The 12,851-nt window shown below is 52.3% G+C and carries 12 protein-coding genes; 11 read left to right on the plus strand and 1 reads right to left on the minus strand.

The annotated features are described in order from the left end of the window. Positions 1 to 18: 18 nt before the first annotated feature. From FHS19_RS24635 to FHS19_RS24680, 10 genes are all read left to right on the plus strand, one after another. Complete coding sequence (locus tag FHS19_RS24635) at positions 19 to 483, plus strand: DUF420 domain-containing protein (RefSeq protein ID WP_183584411.1); 465 nt, start codon at positions 19 to 21, stop codon at positions 481 to 483. A gap of 405 nt (positions 484 to 888) precedes the next feature. Beyond that, the gene (locus FHS19_RS24640) at positions 889 to 1,785 is read left to right on the plus strand and encodes a DUF4850 domain-containing protein (protein ID WP_183584412.1); all 897 of its coding nucleotides are present in this window, start codon (positions 889 to 891) and stop codon (positions 1,783 to 1,785) included. Between the two features lie 208 nt (positions 1,786 to 1,993). Next, positions 1,994 to 2,710 carry a hypothetical protein gene (locus FHS19_RS24645; RefSeq protein ID WP_183584413.1) on the plus strand — a complete coding sequence of 239 codons (717 nt, stop codon included), beginning with the start codon at positions 1,994 to 1,996 and terminating at the stop codon, positions 2,708 to 2,710. 52 nt (positions 2,711 to 2,762) lie between these two features. Beyond that, positions 2,763 to 3,173: a GntR family transcriptional regulator gene (locus FHS19_RS24650; RefSeq protein WP_116232716.1), complete on the plus strand. Its 411-nt coding sequence runs from the start codon at positions 2,763 to 2,765 to the stop codon at positions 3,171 to 3,173. Next, on the plus strand, positions 3,174 to 4,112 hold the full coding sequence (locus FHS19_RS24655) for an ABC transporter ATP-binding protein (protein WP_183584414.1): 939 nt from the start codon (positions 3,174 to 3,176) through the stop codon (positions 4,110 to 4,112). Then, on the plus strand, positions 4,090 to 4,992 hold the full coding sequence (locus FHS19_RS24660; RefSeq protein WP_183584415.1) for an ABC transporter ATP-binding protein: 903 nt from the start codon (positions 4,090 to 4,092) through the stop codon (positions 4,990 to 4,992). The genes FHS19_RS24655 and FHS19_RS24660 overlap by 23 nt, the downstream gene beginning before the upstream one ends. Then, positions 4,985 to 6,274, plus strand: a complete 1,290-nt coding sequence (locus FHS19_RS24665) for an ABC transporter permease (protein WP_183584416.1) — start codon at positions 4,985 to 4,987, stop codon at positions 6,272 to 6,274. The genes FHS19_RS24660 and FHS19_RS24665 overlap by 8 nt, the downstream gene beginning before the upstream one ends. A 43-nt stretch (positions 6,275 to 6,317) precedes the next feature. After that, positions 6,318 to 6,500, plus strand: a complete 183-nt coding sequence (locus FHS19_RS24670; protein ID WP_183584417.1) for a hypothetical protein — start codon at positions 6,318 to 6,320, stop codon at positions 6,498 to 6,500. A gap of 44 nt (positions 6,501 to 6,544) precedes the next feature. Continuing rightward, positions 6,545 to 7,750: a TraB/GumN family protein gene (locus tag FHS19_RS24675; RefSeq protein ID WP_183584418.1), complete on the plus strand. Its 1,206-nt coding sequence runs from the start codon at positions 6,545 to 6,547 to the stop codon at positions 7,748 to 7,750. 539 nt (positions 7,751 to 8,289) lie between these two features. Further along, on the plus strand, positions 8,290 to 9,780 hold the full coding sequence (locus tag FHS19_RS24680) for a glycoside hydrolase family 43 protein (RefSeq protein ID WP_183584419.1): 1,491 nt from the start codon (positions 8,290 to 8,292) through the stop codon (positions 9,778 to 9,780). A gap of 77 nt (positions 9,781 to 9,857) precedes the next feature. Here FHS19_RS24680 and FHS19_RS24685 read toward each other — a convergent pair whose 3' ends face one another. Further along, positions 9,858 to 10,997, minus strand: coding sequence for a GntR family transcriptional regulator (locus tag FHS19_RS24685; RefSeq protein ID WP_183584420.1), 1,140 nt, complete (start codon positions 10,995 to 10,997; stop codon positions 9,858 to 9,860). Between the two features lie 432 nt (positions 10,998 to 11,429). Between FHS19_RS24685 and FHS19_RS24690 the strand changes: the two genes are divergently transcribed. Further along, the gene (locus tag FHS19_RS24690; protein ID WP_183584421.1) at positions 11,430 to 12,815 is read left to right on the plus strand and encodes an ABC transporter substrate-binding protein; all 1,386 of its coding nucleotides are present in this window, start codon (positions 11,430 to 11,432) and stop codon (positions 12,813 to 12,815) included. Positions 12,816 to 12,851 lie beyond the last annotated feature (36 nt).

Here is a 12,851-nt window from a genome sequence, read left to right on the forward strand (position 1 = left end):
GCGTTAAGGAGGATTTTCATGGATTTGTATACGCTGTTCCCTACGATCAGCACTTCATTCATCGTCATCAGTGCGATTCTGGTGGCCATCGGATGGGCATTGATCGTTCAAGGCAAACGGGACGCCCATAAAAAAGTGATGATCTGGGGCGCGATCGCGGCGCTGCTGTTTTTCATTATTTACGTGTCCAGAACGGCCTTTGTCGGCAATACCTCATGGGGCGGATCGGACGAAATGAAGATCTACTATCAGATCTTCCTCATCTTCCATATCATTCTGGCGACGGTTGCCGCGGTATTCGGGATTACGACGCTGGTTCTGGCATTCCGGGAAAGATTTGCGAAGCATCGGAAATGGGGCCGGGTTACGGCAAGTATCTGGTTTGTCACAGCCATAACCGGTGTTGTAGTTTACGTGCTGCTGTACATTCTGTATCCAGGCGGGCATACGAAGCCGGTATGGGATGTTATTTTGGGAGCATAACCCGAGTGGATCGGGTCAGAAAGGAAGTCCGGCGGGATCATCCGCCGGGCTTTTTTTGTGAATAAAAAGCAGCTAATTCCGCTGAAAAGCCCGGTTTTAGCTGGCTTGTTTCATATGATGAAATAACGCCGGAGTTTCTTTGTTCGAAGTCAATTCCGAAGGGCAGCATTGATTTTTTTGGGACGCTGGGGTCGAGCGCGGTAAAAATGGTTAAGAACGTTGTAGAAACACGAGATATAGAGATTGATAACATTTATTTTGTAGTTCATTCTATCTAGTGGAAACTTTTGTGCTTCTTCAAGCGTTATTCATATATAAGGTTCATTGAGCGAAGCTAAGAAAAGGTATGGGGATAATATGAGGCGAAGAAGGAATTGTATACATAATAAAAAAATGGTGTTGGTCTTGATTCTGCTGCTCTCGTGCGGCTTTATTGTCATGTTTACCACTTCGCTCATCCCGAAATACATAACTGCTGTGAAAGGCGGTGACCGTACGGCCCAGGCCGACGGAACAGACAAGGATCCAGCGGCGGGCCAAGGGACCGGCAGTCCCGGCGGCGGAACCACAGGCCAGCCGCAGGAAGCTGGCTTCAAACCAAGCAGCGTTCAATGCGGCGTGATGAAGCTGAGGCATGGCGCTCGGAAGGTGCAGGAACATCAAATCCCGCTGTACTGCATCGAAGGGAAATATCATGCCGGAGACGCACCCATGATGCAGCCGGCAAGTCCGCTTCTGGTGAAGACCGACGCCGTCATCCCGGAGAAGATGCTGTCGGATCTGGGGGCGTTCTGGTTAAGCGATTCATCGGGAACCTGGGGGCATCTGCTCCTCGCACCGAGACACTGGGAAGTGGTTCGGGCCGATATCGGGGCCAACGGATCGGTGGGCCTTGAGCTTGCTGACCCGCTGCACCCGGACCGCAGGGCCGTATACTTGGACGGCGGTCCCTGTCAGGGCTGCAACATCTCGTTAATCGGTTCCTATTTCACGGCATTAAAGAACTGGGCCGAAGAAAAGGGCTTTCCCGGGAAGCCGATGAAGTTCCTGCATCATGCTTACATTCGGAATCATGTCGTAACGTATGTTTTGCCGCCGGGCAGCACAGCTTACAAGACGGTCGGTGCTGCGTTTGAGCGCCATGAACCGCATGATACGATGTTTACCCGTTACGAAATCAGCGTTCCACCGGAGGATTTGGACATGGCGAACGTGATGCTGGATTTCTTTACCCGGTTTCCGGGTTCCGTTGCCGCTGACCTCTCGGTACAGCCTTACCTGGGAATTCCCAGCGTATCCTAAATACACATGCATTGCTTCACGCAGCACCCGACGATAGGGTGCTGCGTTTTTTGTTAATATTTTCATTTTGCCGTTGCATCTCCGGTATTCACACTGTATACTGTGTATAAACATATACACAGTATACACACTGAGTGGTGAATGAGCACAGTAACCTGTGCTGTATACACACCATGATGGATTACCGAAAAAGCGAGGGCGATTCTTGTTGAACACAATAAAAGACGCTTGGATGATGGTACGAAAGGATCTGCGCGGCGAGAAAAAGTACCTTCTGTGGTCTATCGTATTTGCTGCCTACATGGGAGGAACCACAGGGGTCATGTTACTGGGGCGCGAAGAAGCACGAGCCATTGGTCCAGTAGCCGATTTCATCCTGCTAATGTTAGTCCCCATGCTGGGGTTTTACTTTTCCCGAAGATCCTTCAAGTATTTAACGGAGGATTCCTATACGCAAATGCTGGCATACTTCCGGGTGCTTCCGATCTCCAACCGCGTGGTCCTGGTATACCGGGTGATGCAGTCGGTGTTGGCATTTGCTGTGAACGGCATCATCTTCTTCGTGATTATGTATTTCGTGCAGGGGACCTTGCTGGATCATATGCGGTTTGACGATTATCTGGCTTTTGCGCTGACGTGGGTCGGTTACGGGGTCATGATGACCGGACCCTATATCTATTTTGAGTTTTCCAATCATGGCAAAGCTTATCTGCTGTCGACCCTCATTTTCCTGGCTGGCTCCGTAGTGGCAGCGGCATCCATTTTTTCGGCGGGAGGGAACCTGCTGGTGTACACGGTGGAAGCATCCAAACGATGGAGCCTGCTATCGCCGGCGATGTGGGGAATGCTGCTGGCCGGAGCCATCAGCATCATGCTGTGCTCGATCGGGACACTCCGCAGGCTGGGATCCAGAGATCTGGTGTAAGCTTTGAAACTAATATGAGGATTGACGAGTATAGCAAGGTGAGGTGCGAAAGGTGTGGATACCTATACAAGTGAATGAGAACAGCGCTGAACCGCTCTATCATCAAATCGAGTCCCAATTAAGATCGCTGATCATCAGCGGACAGATCGAGGAGGGAACCCTTTTGCCGTCGATTAGAGAGTTTGCCAACGGGCTAAACTGCAGCGTAATTACGGTTCGAAGAGTGTATCAGGATCTCGAGAGCGAAGGACTTCTGCGCACGAAGCAGGGAACCGGCACGTTTGTCGCCAAGGTCGGTACTTCACAGCGTGAAGTATTCCGGCGGGAAGCGGTGGAAGAGGCGCTCAGCCATGCGGTGGATGTCGGCATGTCCGTCAAATGCGAGGAAGACGAGCTGAGGGAGCTGTTTTTATCGATATTGAAAAGAAAGTACCATCCGGAGAAGGGAGAAGGTGAGGCATAAATGGAGCAGCCCATCATACGAATGGAAGGCGTGACCAAGCAAAGACGGCATAAAATGATCGGGCCGATTGACCTGTCCCTGCCGAGAGGATATGTATACGGGCTGATTGGCGAGAACGGTTCCGGCAAGAGCACGCTGATCCACATGCTGCTGCAGACCGTATTTCCGGATTCGGGGCGCATTTCCTGGTTCGGGCACGCTTACACTAAAGGCATTCCTATGGAAGTACGCAGACAGATCGGGTATGTGGCGGAAAAATCCAATCTGGAAGAGGATAACCTGACCGCCGAGGAAGCCGCCGCTTTTCGGGCGTACTGGTACCCGGAGTGGGATCAGCCTTATTTTGAAAAGCTGTGCGGTCTGTTTCAAGTGCCGAAAGCAACGAGGCTGCGCAAAATGTCCAAGGGGGAGCGCCGCAAATACGAAATCGCCGCGGCTCTTGCACCGCATCCGACACTGCTGCTGCTGGATGAGCCGTCGTCGGGCCTGGACCCTTTTGCCTGGAAAATGATGATCGAAGTGCTGAGGGAATGCCTGCAGACCGAGGATACGACGATTGTGCTGTCCACGCACATTATTGATGAGGTGAAAAGGCTGGCGGACTACGTCATGCTGATTCACCATGGCAAGTGGATGGGGATGGCGGAGAAGGACAGTCTGCTGGACAACTGGAAGGAAGTGTGGGCAGGCTGCCCGGCAGCCGATCTGGAAGAACTGCCGAACATTGTGCAGACGCAGCAGGAGTCCCATGGCGTTACACGTGTGGTGACGACGTCCTGCCGTGAGCTCGAACAGATCCTGTACGATTCGGGTATCAACGTGCTGAAGACACGGGCTTTGGAGCTGGACGAGATTTTAACCTTGTGGGTGCAAGGATATAGGCCTGCCGGTGTGCAGGAGGGGGAGGAACAGACGTATGGAACCATTAAAACTAGTTAACGTGGTAAAACAATATGGAGACAAAACCGCAGTCAACCAAATCTCGCTGGAGGTCGGCAGAGGAGAAATATACGGGCTGCTTGGGGCGAACGGTGCCGGCAAAACGACGACGATGCGAATGGTGCTGGGCCTGATTTATCCGGACGGGGGAGAGATTCTGTATAACGGCAAGCCCTATCATGCGGAGCTCCAGCAAGTCATGGGATATTTGCCCGAAGAAAGAGGATTGTATCCGAAAATCAAGGTCAGTGAGCAGATCGTGTATCTGGCCCGTCTTCGGGGCATGTCGCCTCAGGACGCGGATAAGAGCCTGCGCTACTGGCTGGAACGCTTTGACGTTCCGGAGTATTACGATAAGCGGATCGAGGAGCTGTCCAAGGGCAATCAGCAGAAAATGGGCTTTATCGCCGCCATCGTGCACAAGCCGCAAATCGTCATTTTGGATGAGGCGTTCAGCGGACTGGACCCGGTCAACGTCGAGCTGCTGAAGGCGACCGTCAAGGAACTGCGGGATCAGGGAACCAGCATCCTATTCTCCACGCACCGGATGGAGCATGTCGAGGAGCTGTGCCAGCGCATTACGATTTTGCACAAATCCAATACGGTCGTTCAGGGAAAAATCACGGACATCAAGAGCCGTTATCCGCGTGAGGAAGTGCTGCTTCATACGACCGGCGATGTCAGCGGCCTGGATGTGATTCCGGGTGTGACAGCGGTGGAACGCATCGAACGGGGATACCACATCCGGATCGCTGCGCCGGAAACGGCACAGGCCATTCTGGAGAAAGCGATGCAGGAAAGCACGGTGGAGCGCTTTGAAATCAAGGAGCCGACGCTGAACCAAATCTTTATTCAAGAGGTGGGTGATTCGCATGAATAAGCTCGGGACGATTATCGGCTTTACGTTTAAAAATAAAGTCAAAACGAAATCTTTTCTGATTACAACCCTGATTCTTGCACTTCTGATTACGATCGGCATGAACGTGCCGTATATCATTAAGCTGGTCCAAGGGGACAATGCGTCCAAGGCGGAGCAGATCGGGATCCTCTACGGCACGCAGCCGGTGATTGCCGCGGAGCTGGAGAAGTACGCCGCGCAGTCCGGCAATAAGGACTACACGTTCGTCAAATACGAAGGGACCGCACCGGACCAGGCGAAAAAGGACCTGGAGGATGGGAAGATCGAGGGTTACCTCTCGTTTGATGGCGGCGGGGAGGCATTTCCTGCCGTGACCTTCACCGGCGGCGAAGACGGCATGGGGCAGGGGCTCAGCAGCTTCCTCACGCTTGCGCTGCAGACGGTCAAAACGACTGTGATTGCCAAAGACGCGTTGTCTGCGGAGCAGATCGCCGCCCTGAACGAGCCGGTCAAGCTCGATACGGTGCGCATGAACGCGGAAGGCCAGACGGAGGCGGGCGGGGACACCCAACGCGAAGACATGCAGAAAGCCATGAACTATGTGGTGGTTTATGTGCTGATGATTCTGTTCTTTTCCTCCAATATGATGACAGGCAATATGATCGCTGCCGAGGTAACGTCGGAGAAAAGCTCGCGGATTATGGAAATTCTCATCACCAGTGTTTCGCCGCTGGCCCAGATGTTCGGGAAAGTGATCGGTATTTTCCTGGTCGGGATCGTACAAATTGCGGTATTTGGCGTCGTGGTCGGGGCGAACCTGATGCTGCCGCACAACCAGGACATTCTGCAAGGTTACAGCTTGAGCATCTCGGATATTAACCTGTCGGTGCTGCTCTACGGACTGCTGTTCTATATCTTCGGTTACTTCCTGTATGCGGTGCTGTACGCAGCCATCGGATCGATCGTCAGCCGTACCGAGGATCTCGGCCAAGCCGTGATGCCGATTACGATGCTGGGTCTGGCTTCGTTCTACATCGGAATATTCAGCATCAGCGCTTCGGGCAGCATGCTGATCAAGGTGACGAGCTTCATCCCGTTCACAGCACCTACGGCAATGCTCGTGCGGATCGGAATGGGGACGGTGCCGACCTGGCAGATCCTGATATCGCTCGTTCTGCTGCTGGTGTCCATTCTGTTTTTTGGCTGGCTGTCCGCCAAAATCTACCGTACCGGCGTCCTGATGTACGGCAAGCGCCCATCCATCAAAGAGCTGCGTAAGGCCATGAAAGCTTACAAGATTTAGGCACGTATTCTAATTTGATAGATTGATTAAGGAGAGGCTCCGCATGAGTAAAAAAGCTTTTCAATACGTCATCGCGGCAGGCATGCTGCTGATCGTCGGTCCGCTGGCCCTGAAGCATACAGGCGTCGCATTAAACGACTTTGCGGACGGTCTGCTGACCGGGGCGGGAATGGGCTGTATGCTGCTGGCGCTGATCAAGATGCCGCGGAAGACGGCAGAGCAGTAAGAATCTAGTCTATAAACTACAAATTACAATAAGGGGAATTCTGGATGAAAAGTTGGAAACAAACGCTCTTATCTCTTATGATTTCTGCAGGGATGCTCGCTGCGGCGGCTCCGGCTATGGCAGCTCCGCAGCAGCCGGAACTCAAGGTCAATAACAAGACGATCGATTTTGCCTCGAGCGCACCTATTGTCGATCAGGGCACCACGCTGGTTCCGCTGCGTACGACGCTTGAAGCGCTAAACGTCAAGCTGACCGATGTGGAGAACGGAACCATTCACGCCGTTGCGGGGGATCAGAAGATCACGGTGAGCAGCAAGACGAAACAGGTCAACGGCGTGACTTATGTACCGGTCCGGACCATTGGCGAAGCCGCCGGTTACACGGTCTATTGGGATCCGGCAACCCGCACGGTGTTCTTGCTCTCGAAAGCGACGAAGGAAGCGGGCCGCGGCTTCATGTGGGAAGTGAAAAGTAACGGGAATACGGTGTACCTGGTAGGGTCCATGCATATTGCGGACGACAGCTTCTACCCGCTTCGCTCGGAATTCGAGCAGGCTTTTGCCGAAGCCGATTATTTGGGCGTCGAGATTGACCTCAGCAAGGCGGCCGACGAAGAGCAGCAGAACATGATCATGAAGCTGGGCATGTACCAGGACGGCACGACGCTGAAGGACCATGTGTCCAAGGAAACGTATGCGAAAGTGAGGGACATTCTGGAGCAAAACGGAATGAAGCCGGATGCGCTGGATGCATTCAAGCCATGGGTCGTGGAGACGACCATCAGCAGCCTGAAATCGGTCATGGCCGGATACGAGGCGACGGAAGGGATTGACCTGTACTTCATTCAAAAGGCGCTGGATCGCAAAATTCCGATCGTGGAGCTGGAATCCTACGAGTCCCAACTGAGCATGTTCGATCAGTTCTCCAAAGAACTGCAGGAGAAGAACCTCAATGCGGCACTGGACAATTTCGACGTCCTGGACGACAGCGTTGATCAAATGGCGGACATGTGGAAAAAGGGGGACGAAAAGGCGCTCCTTGAGCTGACGAACAGCATGGCGGGAGATGCGGAGTACAACAAAGCGATGCTGATCGACCGCAACATCGGCATGGCCGATAAAATCGACGGGTACCTGAAAAGCGATAAGAAAGCGGAGTACTTCATCGTCGTCGGCGCAGCCCACTATCTGGGCGAACATGGCGTGATTAAACTGCTGGAGGATAAAGGGTACACGGTTGTACGTAAATAAACAGGCCATTGTGGTTCACTCAGCCCTATGCCGGGTAGCCAGAAAAGAAAAAAACTTAAGCCGGGGACAGACATCTGCGTCCCGCCTGGCTTAAGTTTTTTTACATGACCCCAATTGACCTATTCATCTGTGTTATCCCTTAACGGCAGTGTCAGATGAAATGTAAACATCCGATTCCTGTGCTGGAGCGTTAAGGTTCCTCCGTGCAGCTCCACAATGTTCCGGGCAATGGAAAGGCTTAACCCGGGAAATGCTTTTTATTCAACCCAATGTTCTCCGGCATCCTTTGTTTGATAGATGTATGTCCGGGTCTCCGCATCACTGACGAACTCCATATGGAGGCTGCCCGTCTTGCTGTCGGAAGCATCGAATTGAGGCGGGGACACGTTTCGGTACTTAGAGCCTTCAGGGATATCGGACAGGATGATCATAAAGTTTTAATTTGACATGATTTCTCCGCTGATTTTTCGGGTATTATTGTTCTTCGCGGTAAGGTAAAATTCAAACCATCTATGCAGATCTCATACAGAGGTGAACCCATGAAATACGATAACCCGGTCATCAAAGGATTTTATCCCGATCCCAGCGTTTGCAAGGTGAACGATACTTATTATCTCGTTTGCAGTTCGATGCAGTATTTTCCCGGCGTTCCTCTTTTTGAAAGCAAGGATTTGATCAACTGGACCCAAATCGGCCATTGCCTGACGCGCAAGAGCCAAATTCAGCTGGACAAGGTCAACAGCTCGGGCGGCGTATTTGCTCCTACCTTGCGGTATAACAGCGGACGATTCTATATGACCACTACTAATGACACGACGCGCCAAAACTTCTATGTATGGACGGACGACATCTACGGAGAATGGTCGGACCCGATCGGTGTGGATCAGGGCGGGATCGATCCGGATTTATATTTTGAAAACGACAAGGCTTATTTTATGAGCAACGGCGTGGACGATGAGGGCATCGGTGGCATCGTGCAGTGCGAAATCGACATCGAAACCGGGCGGAAGCTGACGCCAAGCCGTTCCATTTGGCAGGGGACGGGAGGAAGATATCTCGAAGCCCCGCATTTATACAAAATCGACGGACGCTATTATTTAGTAGCCGCAGAAGGGGGCACCGAGTTTGGCCATATGGTGACCTACGCGCGGGGAGATTCTCCTTCCGGACCGTTTGAACCGTATTCCCATAATCCTGTATTAACCAACCGGAATATGGGCGGCTATGAAGTTCAGGCGGTAGGCCATGGCGACCTCGTTCAAGACGACAGAGGAAACTGGTGGCTGCTTCACCTGGGATTCCGGCAGATGGGACAGTGGATTCCTTATCATCATCTGGGGCGCGAGGTATTTTTGACACCGGTTACGTTCGGCGAAGACGGCTGGTTCACGGCTGGACACCGGGGCACGACGTTGTCGTCCTTTGAAACCGACCGCATTCCGGATGGAGTTGTTCAGCAGGAGAAGAAGCAGTATACCTTCGACAATATGGAGTGGGATAAGGACTGGTGTCATCTGCGCCATCCGGATCCGGACAACTACTCGTATGAGCATGGCAAGCTGGAGCTGAGAGGAACCGGGATTACGCTCGATCAAGCGGATTCTCCCACCTTCATCGGGATTCGCCAAAAAGATTTTGAAGCGGTGATTTCCTGCGACATCAGTCTTACTCATGGCGAGGCCGGCATTACGCTCTACATGGACGAGAATCATCATTACGATTTCGCGATACGTCAAGGCGGAAGCGGATATGAAGTCATTGAGCGCCTGAATGTGGGGGATATCAAGTCCATCGAGAAGGCTGTCGATATAAAAAATAACAACCGCGCCTCCCTGGTGATCCAAGCCAGCCCCACGCACTACCGGTTCCTTCTGCTAGCGGACGGCCAGGAAATACAGCTTGGCACCGCGCAGACGAAGTACCTTTCTTCCGAAGTAGCTGGAGGATTTACGGGTGTCATCATCGGTTTGTATGCTTGCGGCAAAGACGCTGCTGCCCAATTTACAAATTTCACATGTGAATATCTATAATTTCTATTAATGGGGAGATCGTAAGGTTTTAAAAAAACCGACGTGAAAACGTCGGTTTTTGCTTTTCAGATGCGTCATCACAGCCCTCTTTGGGAAACGGAAACGCCCGTATGCACCGACGTCGAACGGCGCGGAATGAGGCGAGTGGGCAGCTTAATCTGCCTGTACCCGGGTGCGTCGTTTTCGATCTGCTCGATAATAAGCTTTCCGGCCTCCCGGCCCAACTCCCGTTCCTGCTGCACCACGGCCGTCGGGGGAACGATGCTGAAATAGGGATACACGACGTCATCAAAGAAAACAACGGAGAGGTCCTCGGGTACCCGCAGTCCCATAGCCAAGGCGGCCTGGATGACATGCGGGCTGAAATTCGAAGAAAGGGCCGCGGTCATATGGGGATTATCCTGCAAAAACTGCTGGATCATCTCGATGACTTCTTCGTCGCTATTTTCCATGCCTAAATGGGTCATCTGCAGGCTGCGGTCGATGAGAATGTGGCGGTCTTCCAGTGCCTGCTCGTATCCGGCAAGCCGATCCTCAATACTTGAGGTTCCTTCCGATTTGGTGGAGATAAATCCGATATGCCGATGCCCCAGATCGTACAAATGCTGTACGGCCTGCTGGCCTGCTTCGTAGTTGTTGGAGCTGACCGAGTTGGTCTCGACCCCTTTCAGCAGCCGGTCCAACAGCACCAGCGGAAAACGGTTCAGCGTAAGCGATAAGATTTCGTTATTGTAATTCTCGCCTTCTACGGGATAGATAATCAGTCCGGCGACGCCGGCCTGCTTCATTTCGCGTATCTTCTGGATTTCACACTCCTGGGAGTCATTCGTTTTGGAAAATAGCAGATGATAGCCCTTTTCGGCTAGGGAATCCTCAATACCGCTGAACAAATTAGCGGTAAAACGGTTGTCCAGGCGGGGCAGCAAAAAACCGACCGTTTTGCTAGGCGGCAGTTCCGTTTCGGTGGACAGCGGGGGAAACAGGGCTTCCGTCCTTAGCTCCGACACGAAGGTTCCTTTTCCCTGCATGCGGTATACGATACCTCTGTCCACGAGATCGGACAGCGCATTCTTGACCGTAATCCGGCTTACTCCGAATTGTTCCGTGAGCTCATTCTCCGAGGGGATCCGGTTCATCGGCTTCCAGTTCCCGCTGCGGATCTGCTCCATGATATAATTTTCGATTTTTTTATACATGGGAGTAAACTTTTTTGTCATGTCACGGCGCTCCATTCGAGAATAGGTCTGTATAAAATATATTACAAATATTCAACCTGAACAAGAGAAAAGTACAAGTTTTTATGCAGGATGGTATGTTTTTTATTCCCTGTTTCTAAATTGGCTAGTGAAAAATGTGAGTTGTTTCAACGTTTTTTCGTGGTTATGATTTCGTCTCCAACCAAGTTGTAATAAAAAAATAAACATTTACATTAAAAAATAAGATGTTTATATTGTTATCATAAGTTGAGTCGAACATCGTGAAGGCATCGTGAAAAGAAGGCTGGCAGCGATGCGGGCAAGATAATCACTTGTCATATTTTAACAAGGGGGTGGTATCCAGGTCCGTCATATTGAAAGGGATTGCAATCCGTATGATCCTTCAGAAATAAAAAACCAAGTTAACCGATTAAGCGAAAAGGTGGTTATCCAATGAAAAGAAAAGCAACCTTGATGGTAACGATGCTGTCCGTTCTTTGTTTGTTTGTAAGCGCTTGCTCAGGAGGGCAGAAGCAGGAGGGCGGCAGCAGCGAGGAGGGCAGCAAGCATTTGACCATGTGGACCTGGAAAGTCGCTTACACGCCGGGAATCGAAGCGGCAGCCAAGCTGTACGAGGAGAAGACCGGCGTGAAAGTGGATGTCGAGACCTTTACGCCTGACGATACTTACAGACAGAAGTTTCAGGCGGCGGCCAACTCGAAAAATCTCCCCGACGTCGTCAACTGGTGGGCTACGGCAGGCGACTCTATCGAAGGTTCCGTGCTTGAGCTGTCGGGCGAAGTTGGCGACGACGTGCTGAGCAAATATTACGGTACGGCCATGGATCCGATCAAAGTAAGCCAAAGCCAGGTCGATTCCTGGCAGAAGGACAAAAACGCCACGACGGTGCAAAAGTCGCTGAAGGCGGGGCAGTTCTACGGACTGCCGCTCGATATCGGCGGATTCTTCACCTTTTACGGCAACAAGCAGCTGATCGAGAAGGCGGGACTTACTGCCGAAGCTCCGAAAACGTGGGAAGAGTTCGTCACAATGATGGAAACGATCAAGAGCAAGACGGGGACGCCGGGACTTGTCTTTGGCGCCAAAACATCCGACCTGTGGGAGAACTGGGCCGGCTCCGCGCTAGCGATCATGTACGGGGGACCTCAGTCGTATATTGACCTGCTGGAACGCAAAGCGAAAATGAGCGATCCGGAGCATCTGCCGGTTGTTCAGGCGGTTCAGACGCTTGCCGACAAAGACTTGCTGATGCCGGGCATTTTGTCGACCGATATCGACGGCGCCGATCAGGCGTTTGCCGCGGGCAAAGCCGCATTTGACCTTGGCGGTTCGTTCACGATGTCCACGCTGCTTGCGATGGGCATGAAACCGGAGGATATCGTCACCTTCCCGGTACCGCCGATCGAAGGCTCGAAAATCACTTCCTGGAGCACGGATCCGTTCACACTGACGATGCTGTCCGTGAACAAAGACTCGAAGAACAAGGATGCCGCGCTTGATTTTATCAAATATATGACCACAGATCCGGATGCGGCCGTTGCGTTCGCGAATGCGGCATACACGGTTCCGGCACTCAATTTGGGCGACCGCGCCAAAGATCTCGACCCGAACCTGAAGGCGATCGTCGACTCGTTTGCCACCGAGCCCGGACCGTATTCGGAAGCTCAGCCGGCCATCAACGCTTACCGGGGCAAGAACAAGGAGTGGGAAGTGTACGCTCAGTCCATCCAATCCATGATCGAGAAGAAAATGACAGCCGAGCAGGCGGCGAAAAAATTCGACGATACGATGAAGAGCCTGCAGGCCAGCGGCAACTGATCTCTGGCTGTATGATGCAAACGGCGGCAGGGACAC

Source organism: Paenibacillus rhizosphaerae (assembly GCF_014192015.1).
GTDB lineage: Bacteria > Bacillota > Bacilli > Paenibacillales > Paenibacillaceae > Paenibacillus_AQ > Paenibacillus_AQ rhizosphaerae.

Excerpts from the sequence above, each read along its gene's own strand:
- FHS19_RS24665 (WP_183584416.1), top strand. The coding sequence starts at position 4,985 with ATGAATAAGCTCGGGACGATTATCGGCTTTACGTTTAAAAATAAAGTC.
- FHS19_RS24660 (WP_183584415.1), top strand. The coding sequence starts at position 4,090 with ATGGAACCATTAAAACTAGTTAACGTGGTAAAACAATATGGAGACAAA.
- FHS19_RS24690 (WP_183584421.1), top strand. The coding sequence starts at position 11,430 with ATGAAAAGAAAAGCAACCTTGATGGTAACGATGCTGTCCGTTCTTTGT.
- FHS19_RS24675 (WP_183584418.1), top strand. The coding sequence starts at position 6,545 with ATGAAAAGTTGGAAACAAACGCTCTTATCTCTTATGATTTCTGCAGGG.
- FHS19_RS24685 (WP_183584420.1), bottom strand. The coding sequence starts at position 10,997 with ATGACAAAAAAGTTTACTCCCATGTATAAAAAAATCGAAAATTATATC.
- FHS19_RS24655 (WP_183584414.1), top strand. The coding sequence starts at position 3,174 with ATGGAGCAGCCCATCATACGAATGGAAGGCGTGACCAAGCAAAGACGG.
- FHS19_RS24670 (WP_183584417.1), top strand. The coding sequence starts at position 6,318 with ATGAGTAAAAAAGCTTTTCAATACGTCATCGCGGCAGGCATGCTGCTG.
- FHS19_RS24680 (WP_183584419.1), top strand. The coding sequence starts at position 8,290 with ATGAAATACGATAACCCGGTCATCAAAGGATTTTATCCCGATCCCAGC.
- FHS19_RS24635 (WP_183584411.1), top strand. The coding sequence starts at position 19 with ATGGATTTGTATACGCTGTTCCCTACGATCAGCACTTCATTCATCGTC.